This window comes from Methylobacterium sp. AMS5 (genome assembly GCF_001542815.1).
Taxonomy (GTDB): domain Bacteria; phylum Pseudomonadota; class Alphaproteobacteria; order Rhizobiales; family Beijerinckiaceae; genus Methylobacterium.
The window spans coordinates 752,864-772,168 of sequence record NZ_CP006992.1 but is presented as its reverse complement, the minus strand read 5'-3'; the positions used below and the strand labels follow the sequence as shown (position 1 = coordinate 772,168).

Sequence of the window (19,305 nt, the reverse complement as noted above, 5' to 3'; positions counted from 1 at the left end):
GCCGGTCGCATCCCCGGTACAGCCGCGCCGTGTTGTTTTCCTGAGCCGGCGCGCCGCGCCGGCCTCGCGGCCGGCACCGTAGGGACAAGATGAGCAGACCGGACGCGACATGCCCCGTTTGGTGATGAAATTCGGCGGCACCTCCGTCGCCAGCGTCGACCGCATCCGCAACGTGGCGCGCCACGTCGCCCGCGAGGTCGCGGCCGGCTACGAGGTCGCGGTCGTGGTCTCGGCGATGTCGGGCAAGACCAACGAACTGGTCGGCTGGGTCAAGGACGCCGACCCGCTCTACGGCGCGGCGGAGTACGACACGGTCGTGGCCTCGGGCGAGCAGGTCACCTCGGGATTGCTCGCCATCGCGCTCAACAAGGATGGGATCAAGGCCCGCTCCTGGCAGGGTTGGCAGATCCCGATCCACACCTCCGACGCGCACGGCTCGGCCCGGATCGAGGGCATCGACCCGACGAATCTCGATGAGAGCTTCAAGCGCGGCGAGGTCGCCGTCATCGCCGGCTTCCAGGGCGTGAATCCGCAGACCGGCCGGATCGCGACGCTGGGGCGCGGCGGCTCGGACACCTCCGCGGTGGCCATCGCCGCCGCCATCGGCGCGGAGCGCTGCGACATCTACACCGACGTGGACGGGGTCTACACCACCGATCCCCGCGTGGTGCCCAAGGCCCAGCGCATGGAGCGCGTGACCTTCGAGGAGATGCTGGAGATGGCGTCGTTGGGCGCCAAGGTGCTCCAGGTGCGGTCCGTCGAGCTCGCCATGGTGCACCGGGTGCCGACCACGGTGCGCTCCTCCTTCGATCCCCCCGATGCCGCGCGGCCGGGCACCCTCATCTGCGACGAGGACCAAATCGTGGAACAGCAGATCATCACCGGCATCGCCTTCTCGAAGGACGAGGCGCAGATCACCCTGCGCGCCGTGAAGGACAGCCCCGGCATCGCCGCAGCGATCTTCGGCCCGCTGGCGGATGCCAACATCAACGTCGACATGATCATCCAGACCGTGTCCGGCGATCAATCGACCACCGACATGACCTTCACCGTGCCGGCGGCCGATTACGAGCGCTCCCGCGCCATCCTCGACGATCAGCGCGACACGATCCAGTTCGGCCAGATCGAGGGCGCCACCGATGTCGTGAAGGTTTCGGCGATCGGCGTCGGCATGCGCTCGCATGCGGGCGTCGCAGCCAAGGCCTTCCGGGCGCTGGCGCAGAAGGGTATCAACATTCGCGCGATCACCACATCCGAGATCAAGTTCTCGGTTCTGATCGACGCTGCCTACACGGAGCTTGCCGTCCGTACGCTCCACTCGCTATACGGCCTCGATCAGGCCTGACCGTTCCCGTCGGCGTCGGCCCCACGGCTCACAAGCCAGGGTTGCGCCGGCCGACCCGGATTGACGACACGATGCCCGCTGCGCCCGGAGGCCCGCGCCTGCTGCTGCGCCGGCTCCGCGAAGCCATGGCGGAGCCGGTCAGTCCGCAGCAGCGTCTCGATCGGATCGTCGTCCTCATCGCGGCGAACGTGATCGCCGAGGTGTGCTCGGTCTATGTGGTGCGCGATGACAACACCCTCGAACTGTTTGCAACCGAAGGTCTGAACCGCGACGCGGTCCACATCACCCGCATGCGCGCCGACGAGGGCCTCGTCGGCCTGATCGCCAAGACCGCCGAGCCGCTGGCGCTGTCCGACGCGCAGTCGCACCCTTCGTTCTCGTATCGGCCGGAAACGGGCGAGGAAATCTACCACGCCTTCCTCGGCGTTCCGCTGCTGCGGGCCGGGAATACGCTCGGCGTGCTGGTGGTCCAGAACAAGACCTACCGCGTTTATTCCGAGGAGGAGATCGAAGCGCTCCAGACCACCGCCATGGTGCTGGCCGAGCTGATCGCTTCCGGTGAACTCCAGGCGCTGTCGCCCGGCGCCGGCACCGCCGCGCGCCGTCCGGTGAGCCAGCGCGGCGTCGCGCTCGCCGACGGGATCGGCCTCGGACACGTCGTGCTGCACGAGCCGCGCATCGTCGTGAAGACGCTGATCGCCGAGAACGTCGAGCGCGAGATGGAGCGGCTGGAGGCGGCGATCGAGGACGTGCGCTCGGCCATCGACGAACTGGTCGAGCGCGGCGACGGCATCGGCTCGGGCGAATCCCGCGAGATCCTCGAGACCGTGCGGATGTTCGCCCATGACAAGGGCTGGCTGCGGCGCATGCGCGAGGCGGTGCAGTCCGGGCTCACGGCGGAAGCCGCGGTCGAGCGGGTGCAGTCGGACAACCGCGCCCGGATGCTGCGCCAGAGCGACCCTTACCTGCGTGACCGCCTCCACGATCTCGACGACCTCGCCAACCGCCTGCTGCGCCGCCTCGTCGGCCAGGAGAGCCAGAACGGCGACGGCCTGCCGGAAAACGCGATCCTGGTCGCCCGCTCCATGGGCCCGGCGGCACTCCTCGACTACGACCGGGCGCGCTTACGCGGCGTGGTGCTGGAGGAGGGCGGGCCGACGAGCCACATCGCCATCGTCGCCCGGGCGCTCGGCATCCCGGCGGTCGGCGAGATCGCCAACGCCACGAGCCTGTGCGATTCCGGCGACGCGATCATCGTCGATGGCCTCTCGGGCGAGGTGCAGATCCGGCCGACCCCCGAGGTCGAGGCGTCCTATGCCGAGATGGTGCGCCTGCGCGCCCGGCGGCAGGAGCAGTACCGGGCGCTGCGCGACGTGCCCGCCGTCACCCGCGACGGCGTGAAGATCGGCCTGCACCTCAACGCCGGCCTGCTCGTCGATCTGACGCATCTGCACGAGACCGGGGCGGAGGGCATCGGCCTGTTCCGCACCGAGCTGCAATTCATGATCGCCGAGCGGATGCCCTCGGCCGCCGAACAGCAGACGCTCTACGAGGCGGTCTATTCGGCCACCGGCGATCTGCCGGTCACGATCCGCACCCTCGACATCGGCGGCGACAAGATCCTCCCCTACATGCCGGCGCTGGAGGAGGAGAACCCGGCGCTCGGCTGGCGGGCGATCCGCATCGGCCTCGACCGGCCGGCTTTGCTGCGGGTGCAGTTGCGTGCGCTGCTGAAGGCGGCGGCGGGGCGCCCGATCAAGATCATGTTCCCGATGGTCGCCACCGTCGAGGAGTTCATCCGCGCCCGCGACATCGTCGAGCGGGAGAAGGCGCACTTACGCCGCCACGGCTACGCCCTGCCGAGCGATTGCCGCCTCGGCGCGATGGTCGAGGTGCCCTCGCTGCTGTTCCAGATCGACGAGATCGCCCGCGAGGCGGATTTTTTGTCGGTCGGCTCGAACGACCTGATGCAGTTCCTGTTCGCCGTCGATCGCGAGAACCGGCGCGTGGCCAACCGCTTCGATCCCCTGTGCGGGGCGGCGATGCGCGCCTTCCGCCTCATCGCCGAGCGCTCCGCGGCGCAGGGCTGCCCGGCGACCGTCTGCGGCGAGATCGGCGGCCGGCCGTTGGAGGCGCTGGCGCTGATCGGCTTGGGCTTTCGCGATTTCTCGATGTCGCCGGCCTCGATCGGCCCGGTCAAGGCGATGGTGCTCTCCGCCGATGCCGCCGAGGTCGCGGCGTTGATCCAGTCCGAGCTGACCCGGGTCACCGACGGCGCCTCGGTCCGGCCCGCCTTGGCCGCCTATGCCAAGGCGAACGGCGTGCCGATTTAGGTTCACGACGACCGACATCGGCTCCAGCCTGCGAGAGGAAAACGGGTGGATTGGCAGGTGCACTGGCTGGAGGCCGAGGGCGACCTCGCGCCCTGGCGCAACCGGATCGCTGCCGAGATCGAGGCCGCCCGGACCGCCGTGGCGGGCGTCCTGCCACCGTTCCGGCTGGACATCCTCGTGGAGCGCCTGACCGGCGCGGTCATCCCGGAGGTCGGCACGAATGGCCGCGCCTGCCGGCCGGGTCTGTGCTCGCTCACGGTCGACCCGCTCAACCCGAACTTCGCGGCGAGCCTCGACAACGGCGACATCCGACGGACGATCGCCCACGAGGTGCATCACTGCCGTCGCTTGGCCGGGCCCGGATATGGCCGAACGCTGGGTGAGGCGATCGTCAGCGAGGGATTGGCCGGACAGTTCGCCGGGACGCTCTTCAAGGCGCCTCCCGAGCCCTGGGAACGTGCCCTGGACGACGCGGCCTTGCAGGCCGATCTCCCGAGCGCGGCGGAGCTACGGGCGCCCAATCACGATCACGCCGGCTGGTTCTTCGGAGCTGGCGGCCGTCATCCGCGCTGGCTCGGATACACCCTCGGCTACCGGATCGTCGGCGACTGGCTCGCCGCCAACCCCGAGCCCGATGGCGAGACCTGGGTCAACGTGCCGGCGGAGGTCGTTCTCGCGTCGTCTCCATGGTCCGCCGCGGCGTGAGCGGCCCTCGAACGACCCGGATGCGCGGCGGACCGGCCCCGGTGCATCTTCCCTCCCGGTCGCCGCACGGGTAACGGGTGCCGGTCGGACCGCCATGAACGTTGCCGTTCCGGCGAGCCCGCCGAAGCGGCCGTGCGATCCGCCCCGTCCCCTTCCGATTTGACGCGCACCATCGACGAGTATCCTTACAGGCGATGACCCCCATTCCTTCCGATCGCCTCGACGCCATCCTGGCGCGGCACGACATCGTCACGGCGCAACTCGCCGACGGTTCGGCCGATGCCGGGAGCATCGTGCAACTCTCCCGCGAATTGTCCGAACTCGACGGCGTCGTGGCCGCGATCCATCATTACCGGCTGGCGGAGGCCAACCTGGCCGGCATCCGGGCGATGATCGACGAGCCGGGCGGCGATCCGGAGATGCGCGCGCTCGCCGCCGAGGAGAAGCCGGAGGCGGAAGGTGCGCTCGAACAGGCCCACCGCGCGCTGCAGCTGATCCTGCTGCCCAAGGATGCCGCCGACGAGAAGAGCGCGATCCTCGAAATCCGCGCCGGCACCGGCGGTGACGAGGCGGCCCTGTTCGCGGGCGACCTGTTCCGCATGTACGCGCGATACGCCGAGTCGAAGGGCTGGCGCGTCGAGGTGATTTCGGAGAGCGAGGGGACGGCCGGCGGCTATCGCGAGGTCGTGGCCGAGGTGAAGGGCCGCTCCGTGTTCTCGCGCCTCAAGTTCGAGAGCGGGGCCCACCGCGTCCAGCGCGTGCCCGACACCGAGACGCAGGGGCGCATCCACACCTCCGCCGCCACGGTCGCGGTGCTGCCCGAGGCGGAAGAGGTCGACATCGTCGTCAACGAGGCGGACCTGAAAATCGACACCATGCGGGCGCAGGGCGCCGGCGGCCAGCACGTCAACAAGACGGAATCGGCGATCCGCATCACGCATATTCCGACCGGCGTGGTGGTGTTCGTCCAGGAGGAGCGCTCGCAGCACAAGAACCGCGCCCGGGCGATGTCCCTCCTGCGCTCGAAGCTGTTCGACGCCGAACGCACCGCCAAGGACTCGGCGCGGGCCGCCGACCGCAAGGCGCAGGTCGGCTCCGGCGACCGCTCGGAGCGCATCCGCACCTACAATTTCCCGCAAGGCCGCGTCACCGACCACCGCATCAACCTGACCCTCTACAAGCTGGAGGAGGTCATGGCCGGCCAAGCACTCGACGAGGTGATCGACGCCCTGGTGACCGAGCATCAGGCGGAGTTGCTGGCCGCCGAGGGAATGGCATAAGGGTCGGGGCCGGCATGAGCCCCCGCTTTGCGCCGACGCTTTCCCGCGAAGCCGCCCTGCGGCATCTCGTCCGGACCTTCGAAGGGGCCGGCTTGCCGAACGCGCGCTCGGACGCGCGCTTCCTCCTGCTGCACATCCTTTCGCTCACGCCTCTCGACCTGACGCTGCGCGGGCGCGAACCGCTCGGTACGGCCGCTGCGGAGGCACTCCGGCAGGCGGCCGAGCGGCGGCTCGCGGGCGAGCCGACGGCGCGGATCCTCGGCGCCTGGGAGTTCTGGGGGCTGCCCTTCGCCCTCGGCCCGGAGACGCTGGTGCCGCGGCCCGACACCGAGAGCGTCGTGGAGGCGGCGCTCCGCCTGCTGCCCGAGGGCGAGCGGCCGCTGCGCCTGATCGATCTCGGCACCGGCTCGGGCTGCATCCTCGTGGCTCTGTTGCACGAGCGGCCGGGCGCGCTCGGCCTCGGCCTCGACCGGTCGGCGGCGGCACTGGCGGTCGCCCGCCGGAACGCGGCGGCCAACGGTGTCGCCGATCGGGCCGCCTTCCTGTGCGGCTCCTGGCTCGATGCGCTGAAGGGGCCGTTCGACCTCATCGTCTCGAACCCGCCCTACATTGCCGCCCCCGTCATCGCGACGCTCGAACCGGAGGTTCGCCTGCACGATCCACAGGCGGCCCTCGACGGCGGAGCCGACGGCCTCGACGCCTACCGGGCGATTCTCTCGGATGTCGCGCAGCGGCCGGGTCTGCTCTCGGCGCAGGGCGCGCTCGTGCTGGAGATCGGCTACGATCAGGCAAACGCCCTGATCCGTCTCGCGCAGGAGACCGGATTCGAGGTCATCGGCGTCGGCCGGGATCTCGCGGGCCACGACCGGGTCGTCACGCTTCGGCCATCCTTGGCGGGCAGGTGAGGGATCGAGGGAGTGGATTTCGCGCCGGGGTGTGGCGCGAATGGCTGCTCAACCTGCACAATTCCGGCATAAGCTGCCTTGGCCACGAAAAAATGCTTGTTGTCGAGGGCGTCAGTCACTAGCTTAGGGATGCAGGCCGCCAATGGTCCGTTGAGCGTCTCTCACAAAACTCCCGCTGCGCCCCACAGGCCAAAGGGAGCTCCCGAGACCCGGGAGTTTTGTGAGGCACTCTTTTAAACGGTATCGGCAGGATCGGTTTTGACCGTGTCCTCCGGCTTCGGACGGTCTTCCCACCATCGAGCGGACGCGCTCCGGCAGTCGCGCCTAGGCTCGGTGATATCGAACCTGACAGTCGAGGGATGTCTCGCGGCGCGCCAAAACCGAGCGCAGCCACCAGACGAGCGGCAAACATCGTGGAATGAAGCGCGGTCGGGCGCCTTGCGCCCGGCTCGCCCTGTCCGCGAGCCAAGCTCCGGCACTGTCAGTCACGCTGAGCGACAGGTAACGAGGGTCAATCGAGGCCGATGAGACCAAACCAGAATCGACGGATGCGGGGTCGCAATCGGCCCAAGGGTCCGAATCCGCTGACGCGCTCTTACGAGTCGAACGGTCCCGACGTCAAAATTCGCGGCACCGCACAGCATATCGCCGACAAGTACGCACAGTTGGCGCGCGACGCCCTTGCGAGCGGCGATCCGGTCGCCGCCGAGAACTACTTCCAGCACGGCGAGCACTATTTCCGGATCATTACCGGCGCTCAGGAGCCCGGTCGTCCGCAGGTCACGCAGGGCTATGCCCGCAACGGCTTCGACGAGGACGAGGAAGGCGACGACGAGACCGTTCAGGGCCAGGGCGCCGAGGGCGGTCGCCAGGGGCTCGGCTACGGCACCGACGAGTACGGCGACCCGACGCAGCAGCCGCAGCCGTTCGAGCGCCACGACTTCGACGGCCGGCCTCAGCGCAACGATCGCAACGACCGGAACCCGCGCTTCCAGCCCCGCGAACAGGGCCGGGACCGCAACGACCGCAACGACCGGGGCCAGCGCTTCGAGGGCAACCGGCCGGATTACAACCGCGGCGAGCCGCGGCAGGACTTCCGTCAGGATCGCCAGGATCGGCCCGAGCGCCAAGACCGGCAGGATCGGCCCGAGCGTCAGGATCGTCAGGACTATCCCCGTCAGGACGCCCCGCGCCAGGACCGGCGTCAGGACTATCGGCAGGATTTCGGGCAGCAGCCCCAAGACGGCCGTGAGAATCAGGGCCGGGACAATCAAGGTCGTGAATTTCAAGGTCGCGACAACCAGGGCCGCGAGCCGCAGGGTCGCGAGAACCGTCGCGACGCCGGCCGCTTCGAGAACGGTCGCAACGAGTCGCCCGAGGCGCCTCGCCAGGAATCGCGCCAAGAGCCTCGGCAGGAACCCCGGCAAGAGCCGCGTCAGGACACCCGCGCCGAGCCTGCGGCTCGGCCGGAGACGCCCCAGCGCTCCGACAGCCCGGCGCCGCGGCGTGGACGCGGACGTGCGAGCGAAGCCAGCCGCGCCGCCGCGGCCGACGCCGCCGATCCGTCGGCGCTGCCCGCCTTCCTGATGACGGCGACCCGTAACCCCACGCCCCCGCCGTCCCCTGAAGCACCGGTTGCACGCGCCGCGCCGGAGCCGCGGGAGGCGGCCCCCGCCGCTGACGTGCCGTCATCGGCCGAGGAAGCGCCCGCGCCCAAGCCGCGCCGCCGCCGGACCCGCTACAAGGGCCCCGAGGACGAGGCGGCTCCCGAGAAGACCGATACGCCGGACGCGGCCGAGTAAGCGAACGAAACGAAAGCGGCCCGAGGAATTCCTCGGGCCGCTTTCGTTTGGCGCCTCCGCGAGGGCGGCGCGCGGGCTCAGAGATACGCGTCCCGCTTGGATCAAGCGGAAGGCCGTCTCAGCGGAGATAGTTGACGAGGCTCATCTCGGAGAGGATCGAGGTGACCTTGTAGCTCGCCTGCAACTGCGTCTGCAGGCTCAGGAGCTTGGCCGCGACCTCTTCCGTCGAGACCGTATCGACCCCGTCGAGGGAGTCCTGCAGGGTCGCCTTGGTGGTGTTGGCCACCGACTTCGCATTGGCCATGCTGCTGGCGGCCAGGCCGAAATCGGTGCCGATCTGCTCCAGGCTCTGCTGGCTGGTGCCCGCGGTGAGCAGGTTCGCCGCCCGGCTGGAGACCGCCTCGAACCGTGCCGTTTCGACCGTTCCGGCCCCGGTGGTGAAGTTTTCCGCCGCCATCGCGGCGATCCCGGCAAGCGTCCGGCGGATCGCCTCCTCGTTGGCCTGCGCGCCGATCTCGACCGTCCGGCTGGTGCCGGCCTGCACCGTCGCCGTCGCCCGCGGGTCGGAAGCGGTGTCGCCCTTGTACCAGATCACGGTCTTGGCGCTCGCGGTCTCGGCGTAGCCGTTGCCGTCCGCCGCGACGCGCCGGGGGCTCAGGCCGGCGGCGGGCGAGCCCTCGAAGAAGTTCAGCGAGGCGCGGCCGGCCGAACTCGCCGAGAGTTCGGTGTTGGCCGCCGTCGTCAGAGCATTCTGGAGCGTGCGGGAGAGGTTCGCGGTCGTCTCCTCCGGCGTCGCACCGATGGCGAAGGCCGTCGCGGAGTCGGCCCCGGCCGTGGCGGCGGCGGTCAGGGTGATCGACTTCGTCGTGCCGTCATGCATCCCGAGCTTGAGCGTGATCGTGTCGCCGGGCGCGGGATTGCTGCCAACGGTCAGGGTCGCCGTGGCCGCCTGGCCGTTGCTGAAGGCCGCCGCCACGCCGGGCGGGCTCGCGCTCTGCACGCTGGCGATGTCGGCTCCGCCGAGCGCCCGCTTCAGGTTGGCGGCGGTCTCTTCCTTGGTGGCTCCGATGGAGAAGGCTCCGGCCGCATTGCCGGCCTCGCCCGCGCGGGCGGTGAGGTCGAGGGTCGTCTGGCTGCCGTCGGCGAGCTGCACCACCACCCGCACCTGGGCGCCTTCGGCAGGCTGCTCGGCAAAGCTCAAGGCGACGTCCGGCTTTGATCCGGCAACGACATTCGCACCGAGCGTGGCACTGTTCGAACTCGACGCGGCCATGAGGCTGAAGCCGAAATTCGCCCGTGCTTCGGCGCTGGAATCCTCTGACAGAGCGATCGTCCGGGTGCCGACGCTCTGGGTCAGGCGGCCATTGCCCGAGGGGCCGAGATCGGCCTTCTTCTGCTCGGCGATCAGGGTTCTGAGACCGTCGAGGCCCTCGGCCGGGATACCATTCAGGATGGCTTGGTCGGAGACGACCGGCGCCGTCTCGGTCGCCCGTCCCGAGAAGACGTAGACCCCGGCCGCCTGCTGGTTCAGGGCATCGACGGCCGCCGAGAGGTTGTTGGCGGCAAGCTGCACGGTGGCCGATGGCAGCTTCTCGTTGCGGGTGGCGACGATGCCGGTGAGGTTCGAGCGGGTGCTGTCGGAGAGTGCCTTGAGCTGGGTGAGGCTGGCGCTCGTGAGTTTCACCCGGGTCTCGGCCGAGCCGATCGCCGCGAGGTAGCCGTCCTGGGCGCTGATCGCCGCGTGCGCGCTCAGACTGGTCGTGCGCGCCACGCCCAGGCCGCCATAGGTTTCGGCGGTGCGCCCGGTCGAGAGCTGCTGAGCCAGCCCGTCGAGCTGGTTCTTCATGCTGACGAGGCTCGCCGATTGGCGGTCGAAGCGGTAGGTGCCGGCGGCGAAAGCGGTGATGGTCATCGGCGGCTCCGCACCTAAATCCTGAGCAGGGTGTCGATCATGTCGCGGGCAGCGGTCAGCACGCGGGCGTTGGCCGCGTAGGCCTGCTGGAGCGCGATCAGGTTCGACATCTCCTCGTCGATATTGACGCCCGAGGCTGAGGCGAAGCGCCCCTGCGCCGTCGAGAGGGCGATGCTCTGTCCCTCGTCGAGATCCTGCGCCGCCGCCGCCGCCGCGCCCTGCGCCGAGATGACGCCCTGGACGAAGTCGGCGACGCTCGACCGGGTCGGGGCGTCGATGCCGCTGATGCCGCTCGACGAGGAGAAGAGACGCTGGGCCCCCGTCAACGCGGTGAACAGCGCCTGCGGCCGGGTTCCGTCGCCGATGCCGCTCGCCGCGCCCGTTCCGGTGACGCCGACGAGGCTCGCGGCGCTGCCGACCACAGCCGGGTTCACGGCGATGCGCTGTGCAAAGCCCGTGAGCTGCGAGCCGCCGTCGAAGGAGCCGGTGAAGAGCCCGGCGGATGCGCCGTCGACGAAGAGCGGAAGCTGCGTGGTGGAGCCCTTGATGTCGCCGGCCGAGGTGACCTGCGTCACGCTGGCGCTCGCCGCGACCAGGGTGGCCCCCCCGCTGGCGAGGATGCGCATCGCGCCGGCCTCGCCGCCCGGCACGCTCGATACCGTGAATCCCCCGCCAAGAGCCGCGGTGATCGCACTGCGGATCTCGTCCGCGGTGCGGGCGGGGGTCGCATCCGGCCGCCGGATCGTGAACGGGATCACCGTGGCGTTCGCGTCGTCGGTGGCGCCGGCCGGAATCGCGGGGGGCGGATTCTGGTAGGACGGCATCAGGATGAGGTTGCGCTGCGTCCCGCTCCCGTCCTGTACCGTCAGGGTGATGGCGTTGCCGGCCGAGAGGCCGGTCAGGTCGATGTCGAAGCCCCCCTTGGTGCCGTCGGTGGGGGGCGTGCCGGTGGCCAGACGGTCGGACATCGCGCGCGACAGCCCCGCCGCGAGGTCGTCGAGCTGGCGCTGGGCCTGCGGCAGCACCGTATCGCGCAGCTCGATCGCGGCGGCGATCGAGCCGGAGCGGATCGCCCCGGAGCCGAGCAGGTCGATCTTGCCGCCACCGGGCGTCGACGCGACGATGGTGCCGACGCCGCTCTGCGACGGGTCGGTGGCGTAGAGCGCGTTGGCCGAGAGCGTGCCGCGGGCATCGAAGCTGAGCGAGGCGGCGTTGGAGCGGTCGAGCAGGGTGACGCCGGAACTGGTCAGCACGCTCACGCTGCCGTCGCTCTGAGAGACGGCGTTGATGTCGATGAGGCCCGATAGACTGTTGAGCGCTTGGTCGCGCTGATCCTCGAGTTCGGGGCGGCTCGCGTCGCCGGCCGCGGTCGCGACGATGCGGGTGTTGAGCTTGGCCAATTGCGTCAGCAGGCCGCTGGCCTTCTCGGTGTCGGTGGCGAGCTGCGATTCGAGCCCCGAGCGCAGGGCCTGAACCCCGTTGGCGGCGCTGCCGATGCGCGTGGCGAGGTCGTTGGCCGCGCTGAGCACCGTCGCCCGGGCGGCCGTCGAGGTCGGGTTGGCGGCGAGCGTCTGGAGCGAGAGCGTGAAGTTGTTGAACACCCCGTCGAGCGCCGAGGCGTCTCCGGGCCGCCCGTAGAGCGTGTCGAGCTGCGTGCGGGTCTTGGACATCAGCGAGGTGTAGGCCGCCCCCGAGCTTTCCGCGCGCAGCTGCTTGAGCGCGGCCGCGTCGAGCGCCCGCGCGACCGTGCCGGTCGCCACGCCGGCATTCCCCGAGCCCGAGGTGATGGGCGAGAGCGTGCGCCGGACATAGCCGGCCGTGCCGACATTGGCGATGTTCTGCGACACGACCCCGATCTGAGCCTGCGTGACCCGCAGGCCGGCGGTGGCCGTGCTGAACGCGTCGAGGGCCAAGGCGCTTCTCCTCCCTCAGGGGTTCGTCAGCGGATGACGTTGAGCAGATCGGAGATCATCGTCTGCGCCGTCGACATCACCCGGGTGTTGGCAGAGTAGGCCTGTTGGGTAACGATCATCTTCGAGAATTCCGCGGCAATGTCCGTATTCGACTGCTCGACGTTCGCCCCGACCACGGTCGAATCCTTGAGCCCGCTGATCGCCTCGCCCGAGGCGACGGTCTGCTGGTAATTGCCCATCGAATCTGGCTTCAGCCCGTCGGGATTGACGAACTGCGCCACCTCGACCCGGGCCAGCCCGATCACCGAGCCGTTGGAGTACTTGCCGCTGATGATGCCGTTGTCGCCGACCTCGACCGAGGTCAGCGAACCCGAGGCGTAGCCGTTCTGCTTCTGATCCCTGGGTGTCGCCAGGCCGGAGGCTTCGGCGTACTGCGTCAGGCCGCCGCTGAGGTCGAGGGTGACCTGGCCGACATTGACGCCGTCGACGGTCAGGTTGTTGATCGGGACCGTCTTTCCGGTCGGGGCGGTCATCTGGCCGCTGGCGCTGAAGGTGAAGGCCTGCTCGATATTGGTCCAGCTCGTCTGGCTGCCGGAGACGCTGGCCTTGTCGGCGATGAACAGGTTCCAGGTGTCGCTCGTGCCGGCCGCCGTGTCGGCGGCGGCCACCTTGGCCCACCGGCTCTGAACGCTCACGGGGGCGCCGGAGGCGGTGTAGACGGTCAGGGCCGGGCCGGCGATGCTGTTGTCGATGAAGCTCTGGGCATTGGCCTGGGAGACGCTGCCGGTGGTGGCACCGTTGGTCGGCGTCACCCGCGCGTCGGTCCCGTCGCTGAAGGCGGAGAGCAGGCCCTGCGTCGAGGCGGCGTTGGTCGTGGCGGGGGATTTGGGGAGGTTGGCCGAGTAGGTGATCGTCGTCGTCGGCTTGGCCGGGATGATCGCGTTCGAGATCTTGATCGGCCCCGTGCCGTTGGTCTGGCCGGTGACCGGGTCGAGGCTCGCGCCGACGAGGTAGGCGCCCGCGCCGTTGGCGAGGTAACCGTCCTTGTCCGGGGCGAAATCGCCGCGGCGGGTATAGAGGTTGCCGGCGGTGAAGCCCTCGCCGCCGCCGGCATCGGTGGTCTTCTTGCGCACGGCGAAGAAGCCCTGGCCGTCGAGCGCCATGTTGGTGGAGACGCCGGTCGAGACCTTGTTGCCCTGGATCGAGTTGGTGAGTTCCGAGAAGGCGCCGACCGAGCCTGCGGTCTGGCTTTTCGCGTCGCCGTCGACGAGCATGTCGACAAAGCCCGTGTCGATGCGCTTGTAGCCGGTCGTCTGCGAATTCGCGATGTTGCCCGAAATGTTGCTCAACGAGAAGGACTGGGCCTTCAAGCCCGAAACCGCGGTCTGAAGCGCGGAAAAGACGTCCATGGCGTTCGCTCGCTCCAAAAGACCGCATGAAACGGCGGATCTGACAATCGAGAGCGCAACGCGCATGCCAAAGCTAAGTCATTGGTACCGTTGGGATCGGCTTGCCGCGCTCGGCAGTTTCGGACGGGCGGGTATGGACCGTGCGGCAGATTCTGCCGGGTCCGGCCGTGTTTACGGCCCGTTATTGCCATGCCCGCTAAGGTCGCTGCGAGTTGTCGCGGCGGACGGGATTCATGAAGAACAAGAGGACGAGCCTCGTCCACCTGATCTACTTCTCACGCCTGACCATCTCGAACGAGCCGGCTCTGCGCGCGAAGCAGATCGGTGACATCACCCGCCAGGCTCAGAAGAAGAACGAATTCGCCGTGATCACGAGCTTTCTGATCATCGACCAGAATTTCGCGATCCAGGTCGTCGAGGGCGAACGCCAGTCGGTCAACGAGACCTTCCAGCGGATTGCCGCCGATTCGCGGCACCGCGACGTGCAGATCGTCGAGTGGCGCGAAATCGCCAAGAGGGAATTCGTCAGCTCCTTCACCACGGTGAGCCGCACGACGGCCAACGAGCCGCATTTCGCCAAATCTGGCCTTCTGCCGATGCTGCAACGGGGCACGCCCAAGAGCAGCGCGATCCACGGTCTGGCCGTCACGCTCCAAGCCGAATCGATGGCCAAGCAGGGCATCGACCATCTGTTCGTTTGAGCGGGTGGGCTGCCGCCAGCCCACCCTTCAGAGATCCCGTTGAGACGCGACCCCGGACGCCATGAGCGACACGCTTCCCATCCTCATCGTCGATGACCAGCCCAAGCTCCTGCGGCTGATCATCGAGCTGATGACCCGCCTCGGTTTCCCGGACGTCGAGGGCGTGTCGGACGCAGCCGAGGCGCTCAGCCGGATGCGGGAGCGCCGCTACGCCCTCGTCATCTCCGACCTCGCCATGGAGCCGATGGACGGGCTTCAGCTCCTGCGCGAGATCCGGGCCGACGACAGCCTGATGAACACGCCCTTCATCCTCACCGAGACCTCGTTCGACTTCGAGGACATCAACCACGCCCACGTCGCGGGCGCCGACGCCTTCATCCTCAAGCCGTTCGACATCAACCTCCTGAAGACGAAGCTGAAACAGGTGCTCAACCGCAAGCCGCGCCGCCGCGAGGCGCCGCTGCCTTCCGAATCGACGCTGAGCCAGGAATTCCCCCTGCTCGGCAAGTTCTGACCGGCGCCGTCTTCGCTGCGCCCTTGCCTCGAGGCGGAAGCCGTCGCCGGCCGGGCATCGTTGAGCCCGCCACGCCCGTCGATTCTCTCGGAGGCGATGCACCGGGTTGCACGCCGAATCCTTCGCGGAGCACTCGGTCTAGTCGCCGCTTGCGAAGAAAACCGACCTCTGGTTGGCGTTCGGTGAGTCCCTCTTGACTGGATCCGGGCATTTTGCCGGGAACGAAGAAGGGATGGACGGCCGATGCAGGCGCAGGCCGATGGTGCGGGAGTCGCAGGTCTGGGAAGCGGGCAGGGCGGTCGAGAGACGGTTGGCGGGCATCTGCTGCGCACAGGCTCAGGACTGTGCCTGACCGTCGCCGGATTTGCCGCCACCGCGCTGATGGCCTCGCTCTCCGCCGGGCCGACCCTGACCCGAGCATCCGCACCGACATGACGGCTCTGAAGCCCCGCGAGGACGCGTTGAGCGATCGCATCGCCCGTTTGTACGCGGCGCTCGATACCCTCTCCCTCGGCTTCCTTCTCTACGATCCCGATCACCGGCTGGTGGTCAACGTCTCGGCGGCGCTGTTCACCTCGCTGGCGCTGATCGGGACGGTGCAGGCGGCGCTCGCCGAGAGCGGCTTCTGCGCCCGCCGCCCCGAGCTGGAGATCACCGAGAGCGTGCTGCTGGTGAACGGCAGCGCCACGGTGGCGATCCTGCACGGGCTGCGTGACCTCGGAGCCCGTGCAGGATCGCCATCGACGATTTCGGCACCGGCTATTCCAGCCTGAGCGACCTGCGCAGCGTCCCCTTCGGCAAGATGAAGGGAGACCAGTCCTTCACCCGCGACCTGACGGTGGAGCAGGGCGTCGGCTTCATCGTGCGGGCGGTGGTCAGCCTCGCCTCCAGTCTCGGGATGACGACGACCGCGGAAGGTGTCGAGACACCGGAGCAACGCGCTTGGCTGCGCGAGGAGGGCTGCGACGCGGTGCAAGGCTACCTGTTCAGCCCGCCGGTTCCGGCGAGCGAACGCCCGGCCCGGCTCGAGACCTGGAACGGCCGGAAGCGCCGCACCGCGTGAAACCGTGATCCGATCGCGCTTGCCGTCGATCGCGCGGGATCAGGCTGCTTCGGAAGCCGGAGGGCGTTCCCGAGACACCTTGGTCACCGCCTCGCGCAAAGTGGCGAGGCCCGCCTCCGGGCCCATCCCGGCCGTGGCCAGATGCCGGCGATAGGCCCGCGCTCCGGGCCGCCCGTTGAACAGGCCGAGCATGTGCCGGGTATAGGCATGAAGCCGCAGACCCCGTTCGAGCCCTGCCGCGACGATGGGCTCGAAGGCCTCGATGGCGGCGAAGGCATCGGCGACGGGGGCCGGTTCGCCGAACAGCTCGGCATCGACGTCGAGCAGCAGCGCCGGCTCGGTATAGGCCGCCCGGCCGATCATCACGCCATCGACCTCGCCGAGCCTCGCCTTGGCGGCGGCGATGTCGGCGATCCCGCCATTGACCGCGATCGGCAGATCCGGATGCGCCCGCTTCAGCCGGGCGACGCGGCCGTAATCGAGCGGCGGCACGTCCCGGTTCTCGCGCGGCGAGAGACCTTTGAGCCAAGCCTTGCGAGCATGCACGACGAGTCCGTCCACCCCCGCCGTGACCACGGCGTCGGCCACGGCGTCGAGGGCTTCCTCGATATCCTGATCATCGACGCCCAGGCGGCACTTCACGGTCACCGGCACCGGGACGGCCGCCTTCATGGCCGCCACGCAGGCGCCCACGAGGCCCGGCTCGCGCATCAGGCAGGCGCCGAAGCGTCCGTCCTGCACCCGGTCGGAGGGGCAGCCGACGTTGAGGTTGATCTCGGCGTAACCGAAATCGGCGGCGATCCGCGCCGCCGCCGCGAGGTCGTCCGGGTTCGAGCCGCCGAGTTGCACCGCCACCGGCTGCTCGCCGGCGTCGAAACCGAGCAGCCGCTCGCGGTCGCCGTGCAGCACGGCCCCGGTCGTCACCATCTCGGTATAGAGCCGCGCCCGGCGCGACAGGGTTCGGTGGAACGCGCGGCACTGCCGGTCGGTCCAATCCATCATGGGTGCGACGCTGAAGCGCCACCCGCTGAGTTCGTTCAGTTTTTCAGCCGGGGTCGACACGTGCGCCCTGTTCCGTTTCGATGCGGGTCCGCTTCGAGCCATCCGCGAGGATCGTCGCATGGGCGGCTCGATCGAAGGCGTACGAGCCTCGGCCTGAACGATCGGCCGCGGAAAAGCCGATGCGGCAAGCGTTCGATCGGCTTGATTCCGCAGGCCGCAAGCCATCGTTCAGGACGATGTACGCAATGCGCGTCCGGATACCACGCATCGGCCAGCCTCAAAAGGGAAGAGCCCCGCCGGCACAAGACCGGAGCTTGCGCCAGGAGGCGGGCGCAATGGTCGAGGCTGCGTCGGCATCAAGCGCGTCAAAACAACACCAAGAGACGCCGACCTGATATCAGGTCGGATATGGCTCTCGGCTGTCACGCACCTTTCGAGGATTGCTGACGCATGGTGCTGTCGGCTGTCATCACGGCATCCACCGCACGTTCGGCGAGTGCGCGGGCGAGATCATGGGGCAGTCGGCCGCTGCTGGGCAATTGTCTGCTGGTGACATCATGCTGGGCGATGACGGCGGCCACGGCCCTGATCCGATCTTCGCGGCTTGCTTGAGCCTGTTGCACGTCATCCCCCCTGGTGCGGCATCGATCCGAACTGGATTCCGCCTGTGCAACGCCGATGAGAGTGCCTCACAAAACGCTCGATCATTGATCCTTTCCTCTCACCGCGACGGCGAAAGGGCGTTTCAGGAGAGACACCAAGTTGAAGCGCTTTGCGCGTTTGCCGGCTCTTCGATACCGGAACGGATGTCCCGTGTCCTCGTCGCGGTCGGAGATCTGCACAAGTTGCAGGCTGGTTGAGAAGGTTTGAGGCACCCCTTTCGCGGGCCATGCGCACACGCCGTGCACGGTCGAACCGGGGTTTGGTGACAGATCGGATCGCAGCCCGTCGGCTACGATTTCTGCGCGGGTTGCTGATCGCCCAGTCTGAGAAAGCTTGCTGCGAAGGCTTCCGCGCTCTCCTTGGTCAAATCGGTGACGACGAGGCCCTGTGCGGTCACCGCCCAGAGTCCGTCGTCGTTCTGGAAGACGCTGATTTCCGCCACGGCTTTCTCCCGGAATTCAACTTTCCGGTTAACCCTCGCGTGCCGCAACGCGTTCCGGGCGGTCGCGGCGGGGCACGCCCCCGCCGCTCACGCGATCTTTCTGGAACCGCTCAGTGTTCGTGGCGGTGGCTATGGCTGTGCTCATGCCCGCAGCCTCCGTGTGCGTGGCTGTGGCCGTGATCATGGTCATGATGGGCATGGTCATGGTCAGCCTGGGCTTCATGAGCATGAGCATGAGCGTCATGAGGATGGGCTTCGTGGCCGTGGTGATGATGGTCGTGGCCGCACTGGCTGTGATCGTGCGCCGCCTTTTCCGGCTTGAAGGGGCGGTTCACGGGCTCGGCTGAGCAGCCGGCCCCGCGGATCAGTTCGGCGGCGCTGGCCGGCACATAGAGAACCTCCGCACCGACCTCCGCGGGGACATGCTCGCCGCCGAGCTGCCAGGCGAGCCGCAACAGGCGGGCCGGATTGCCGGCGCGGACTTCCAGAAGCGCTTCCTCGGCGGCACGCACGGCCACGAGGCGCCCGTCCTCGAGCTTCAACGCGTCGCCATCCTCAAGGCCCACCGCACGATCCAGGTCGAGATCGACGGACAAGCCGCCCGCCGTCGTCAGGTGCGCATGCGCCTGTCCCCGGGCGGCGTGGTCGAGGGTCACCGTATCGACGACGAGATCGGGCCGAACGGCGGCCTTGCGGACGATCAGGCTGGCTGTGGGCATGGTGATCCTCGGATAGGGGCCCGTCGGCAGAGGGCCGAAACCGGGCGATTTTGCAACAGGCGCGCCTTCAGATGGCAGGCGCAGGGCGAAAAGTCATGCGCCGATGCAACCTGCCCCAATCTTGGCCGTTTCATGTGCCGTCGATGGCAGCCGGTGACAAACCAAGGCCAAAACGGTGCCCCGCGCCGGCAAATGGCCCGATCGCCGATGCACAAGGGAGTTCGGACCACCATGAAGAGACTTATTGCCGCCGCCCTTGCGGGCAGCCTCGCGCTCTCGCTCGGTGCCTGCAACACGCCTCAGGATCGGGCACTGGGCGGCGCCGCCCTCGGTGCGGGCCTCGGCGCGGCGGTCGGCGGCCTTGCCACCGGTCGTGCGGGCGGTGCGCTGGCCGGTGCCGCGATCGGCGGCGCGGGTGGCGCCATCGCCGGCGCCGCCTCGGCGCCGCGCTGCCCCTACGGCACGTTCCGCGACGAGTACGGCAACGTCTACTGCCGCTGATCCGCGGCGCGGTTCAGGGAGGAGGGCCGGAGTGGCAAGCTCCGGTCCTTTTCTTTTGGCGATTATATCGTTCACACATACGGCAGCCAAAGGTAG

Annotated in this window: 16 protein-coding genes and 1 pseudogene; 10 read left to right on the top strand and 7 right to left on the bottom strand. The window is 68.8% G+C overall.

Annotated elements, in window-relative coordinates:
• The first annotated feature begins 109 nt into the window (after positions 1 to 109).
• The 6 genes from Y590_RS03610 (at position 110) to Y590_RS03585 (ending at position 8,370) form a co-directional block, all read left to right on the top strand.
• Complete coding sequence (locus Y590_RS03610) at positions 110 to 1,345, top strand: aspartate kinase (RefSeq protein ID WP_060768684.1); 1,236 nt, start codon at positions 110 to 112, stop codon at positions 1,343 to 1,345.
• Positions 1,346 to 1,416: 71 nt separating this feature from the next.
• On the top strand, positions 1,417 to 3,678 hold the full coding sequence (gene ptsP, locus Y590_RS03605) for a phosphoenolpyruvate--protein phosphotransferase (RefSeq protein WP_060768683.1): 2,262 nt from the start codon (positions 1,417 to 1,419) through the stop codon (positions 3,676 to 3,678).
• Positions 3,679 to 3,723: 45 nt separating this feature from the next.
• Positions 3,724 to 4,383 carry a DUF2268 domain-containing putative Zn-dependent protease gene (locus Y590_RS03600; protein ID WP_060768682.1) on the top strand — a complete coding sequence of 220 codons (660 nt, stop codon included), beginning with the start codon at positions 3,724 to 3,726 and terminating at the stop codon, positions 4,381 to 4,383.
• A gap of 194 nt (positions 4,384 to 4,577) precedes the next feature.
• Positions 4,578 to 5,663, top strand: a complete 1,086-nt coding sequence (prfA, locus tag Y590_RS03595) for a peptide chain release factor 1 (RefSeq protein WP_060768681.1) — start codon at positions 4,578 to 4,580, stop codon at positions 5,661 to 5,663.
• Positions 5,664 to 5,677: 14 nt separating this feature from the next.
• Positions 5,678 to 6,568 carry a peptide chain release factor N(5)-glutamine methyltransferase gene (gene prmC / locus Y590_RS03590; RefSeq protein WP_060768680.1) on the top strand — a complete coding sequence of 297 codons (891 nt, stop codon included), beginning with the start codon at positions 5,678 to 5,680 and terminating at the stop codon, positions 6,566 to 6,568.
• Between the two features lie 548 nt (positions 6,569 to 7,116).
• Complete coding sequence (locus Y590_RS03585) at positions 7,117 to 8,370, top strand: DUF4167 domain-containing protein (RefSeq protein WP_060768679.1); 1,254 nt, start codon at positions 7,117 to 7,119, stop codon at positions 8,368 to 8,370.
• A gap of 118 nt (positions 8,371 to 8,488) precedes the next feature.
• Here Y590_RS03585 and Y590_RS03580 read toward each other — a convergent pair whose 3' ends face one another.
• The 3 genes from Y590_RS03580 to Y590_RS03570 are packed head-to-tail and all read right to left on the bottom strand — an operon-like array spanning position 8,489 to position 13,604.
• Complete coding sequence (locus Y590_RS03580) at positions 8,489 to 10,282, bottom strand: hypothetical protein (protein ID WP_060768678.1); 1,794 nt, start codon at positions 10,280 to 10,282, stop codon at positions 8,489 to 8,491.
• A 14-nt stretch (positions 10,283 to 10,296) separates the two neighbouring features.
• Positions 10,297 to 12,195 carry a flagellar hook-associated protein FlgK gene (gene flgK / locus Y590_RS03575; RefSeq protein ID WP_060768677.1) on the bottom strand — a complete coding sequence of 633 codons (1,899 nt, stop codon included), beginning with the start codon at positions 12,193 to 12,195 and terminating at the stop codon, positions 10,297 to 10,299.
• A 26-nt stretch (positions 12,196 to 12,221) separates the two neighbouring features.
• Positions 12,222 to 13,604: a flagellar hook protein FlgE gene (locus tag Y590_RS03570; RefSeq protein ID WP_060768676.1), complete on the bottom strand. Its 1,383-nt coding sequence runs from the start codon at positions 13,602 to 13,604 to the stop codon at positions 12,222 to 12,224.
• A 233-nt stretch (positions 13,605 to 13,837) separates the two neighbouring features.
• On the opposite strand from Y590_RS03570, the gene Y590_RS03565 reads away from it, so the two are divergent.
• The 3 genes and pseudogenes from Y590_RS03565 to Y590_RS25360 all read left to right on the top strand — a co-directional run.
• A complete protein-coding gene (locus Y590_RS03565) occupies positions 13,838 to 14,305 on the top strand; it encodes a BLUF domain-containing protein (RefSeq protein ID WP_056200705.1) in 468 nt (155 codons plus the stop codon).
• A 61-nt stretch (positions 14,306 to 14,366) separates the two neighbouring features.
• Positions 14,367 to 14,819, top strand: coding sequence for a response regulator (locus tag Y590_RS03560; RefSeq protein WP_060768675.1), 453 nt, complete (start codon positions 14,367 to 14,369; stop codon positions 14,817 to 14,819).
• 539 nt (positions 14,820 to 15,358) lie between these two features.
• Positions 15,359 to 15,882: pseudogene (locus tag Y590_RS25360) on the top strand (EAL domain-containing protein); the annotation flags it as partial.
• A 39-nt stretch (positions 15,883 to 15,921) separates the two neighbouring features.
• Here the strand turns inward: Y590_RS25360 and dusA are convergent.
• From dusA to Y590_RS03535, 4 genes are all read right to left on the bottom strand, one after another.
• Positions 15,922 to 16,944 (bottom strand): tRNA dihydrouridine(20/20a) synthase DusA, encoded by a 1,023-nt coding sequence (gene dusA / locus Y590_RS03545; protein WP_083530739.1) that lies wholly within the window; start codon positions 16,942 to 16,944, stop codon positions 15,922 to 15,924.
• 362 nt (positions 16,945 to 17,306) lie between these two features.
• A complete protein-coding gene (locus Y590_RS25355) occupies positions 17,307 to 17,465 on the bottom strand; it encodes a hypothetical protein (RefSeq protein WP_286161845.1) in 159 nt (52 codons plus the stop codon).
• Positions 17,466 to 17,836: 371 nt separating this feature from the next.
• Complete coding sequence (locus tag Y590_RS26940; RefSeq protein WP_193763266.1) at positions 17,837 to 17,989, bottom strand: hypothetical protein; 153 nt, start codon at positions 17,987 to 17,989, stop codon at positions 17,837 to 17,839.
• A 110-nt stretch (positions 17,990 to 18,099) separates the two neighbouring features.
• Complete coding sequence (locus Y590_RS03535; RefSeq protein ID WP_060768670.1) at positions 18,100 to 18,708, bottom strand: urease accessory protein UreE; 609 nt, start codon at positions 18,706 to 18,708, stop codon at positions 18,100 to 18,102.
• Between the two features lie 231 nt (positions 18,709 to 18,939).
• Between Y590_RS03535 and Y590_RS03530 the strand changes: the two genes are divergently transcribed.
• The gene (locus tag Y590_RS03530) at positions 18,940 to 19,209 is read left to right on the top strand and encodes a YMGG-like glycine zipper-containing protein (protein WP_060768669.1); all 270 of its coding nucleotides are present in this window, start codon (positions 18,940 to 18,942) and stop codon (positions 19,207 to 19,209) included.
• The last annotated feature ends 96 nt before the right edge of the window (positions 19,210 to 19,305 follow it).

Excerpts from the sequence above, each read along its gene's own strand:
- Y590_RS03530 (WP_060768669.1), top strand. The coding sequence starts at position 18,940 with ATGAAGAGACTTATTGCCGCCGCCCTTGCGGGCAGCCTCGCGCTCTCG.
- Y590_RS03535 (WP_060768670.1), bottom strand. The coding sequence starts at position 18,708 with ATGCCCACAGCCAGCCTGATCGTCCGCAAGGCCGCCGTTCGGCCCGAT.
- Y590_RS03585 (WP_060768679.1), top strand. The coding sequence starts at position 7,117 with ATGCGGGGTCGCAATCGGCCCAAGGGTCCGAATCCGCTGACGCGCTCT.
- Y590_RS03565 (WP_056200705.1), top strand. The coding sequence starts at position 13,838 with ATGAAGAACAAGAGGACGAGCCTCGTCCACCTGATCTACTTCTCACGC.
- Y590_RS03560 (WP_060768675.1), top strand. The coding sequence starts at position 14,367 with ATGAGCGACACGCTTCCCATCCTCATCGTCGATGACCAGCCCAAGCTC.
- Y590_RS03570 (WP_060768676.1), bottom strand. The coding sequence starts at position 13,604 with ATGGACGTCTTTTCCGCGCTTCAGACCGCGGTTTCGGGCTTGAAGGCC.
- ptsP (WP_060768683.1), top strand. The coding sequence starts at position 1,417 with ATGCCCGCTGCGCCCGGAGGCCCGCGCCTGCTGCTGCGCCGGCTCCGC.
- prmC (WP_060768680.1), top strand. The coding sequence starts at position 5,678 with ATGAGCCCCCGCTTTGCGCCGACGCTTTCCCGCGAAGCCGCCCTGCGG.
- Y590_RS03580 (WP_060768678.1), bottom strand. The coding sequence starts at position 10,282 with ATGACCATCACCGCTTTCGCCGCCGGCACCTACCGCTTCGACCGCCAA.
- Y590_RS03610 (WP_060768684.1), top strand. The coding sequence starts at position 110 with ATGCCCCGTTTGGTGATGAAATTCGGCGGCACCTCCGTCGCCAGCGTC.
- prfA (WP_060768681.1), top strand. The coding sequence starts at position 4,578 with ATGACCCCCATTCCTTCCGATCGCCTCGACGCCATCCTGGCGCGGCAC.